Raw genomic sequence first — 735 nt, forward strand, 5'->3', positions numbered from 1 at the left:
GAGGATATGGCCGACACCAAGCATGGCCATCCCGTCAGAGGCATAGACATGGCCGACGATATCCGCCAGCGCGAGGGAGTCCGTCGCTTTGCATGTGGCATAGCGGATCACGCCGTGCACCTTGATCGTGACCGGATGGCCGGTCTTGATGTCGATGCGCGAGGCGCCGAGGCCATGCGCCCAGCGAAGCAGGGAGTCCAGCCCCGGTGCGTTACGCCGTCGTTCCTCGACCCAGGCAAACGCTTTCCTGCCTTCATCCGGCCAGGGTTCGTCGGTCGTGACGGGGATGGTGATATTCATCGGCAATGCTCCGGATAACCGTAATCGCTTCCGCGCCGGACGTGGCCCTGAAGCCCGGGCTGGCTCGCGATCCGGATCGTGCGGTCATTGAGGTGGAGGGTGTCTCCTCCTCCCACGGCGTCCTGATGTTCGAACACGACGCGCGGTTCTTCGACGCGCCCGGCGTTCAGCAGCACCCGGTAGCGGGCCATGCCGGTAATGTCGCGCTGCAGGCGCGACAGGTCGGAGAGGAAGATCTCGGTTGCCTGCTTTTCTCCATCTGCCCAGCCTTCAGCTACCCACTGGTTCCAGTGTGACACTTCCGCCTTTGTGCGAGGCAGGGCCGCCGCTACCGGGTGATGCGGTTTGCCCCATGTCCGGACGAGATACGTGCGCCAGTCCGGGGGCGCGGATGTCAGTTGTGCCTCCCGGGTGATCTCGAAAACACATTCTGTC

1 protein-coding gene and 1 pseudogene are annotated in these 735 nt (G+C 63.8%); both read right to left on the reverse strand.

Annotated elements, in window-relative coordinates; genetic code table 11:
- Positions 1 to 300, reverse strand: a pseudogene (locus CFR71_RS15915) (secretion protein); the annotation flags it as partial.
- Positions 297 to 735, reverse strand: a 439-nt coding sequence (locus CFR71_RS15920) for a type IV secretory system conjugative DNA transfer family protein (RefSeq protein ID WP_165832143.1), incomplete at its 5' end; no start/stop codon positions are given. The gene CFR71_RS15920 and the pseudogene CFR71_RS15915, both read right to left, overlap by 4 nt.

The sequence above is a fragment of the Novacetimonas pomaceti genome, from assembly GCF_003207955.1.
Classification (GTDB): Bacteria; Pseudomonadota; Alphaproteobacteria; order Acetobacterales; family Acetobacteraceae; genus Novacetimonas; species Novacetimonas pomaceti.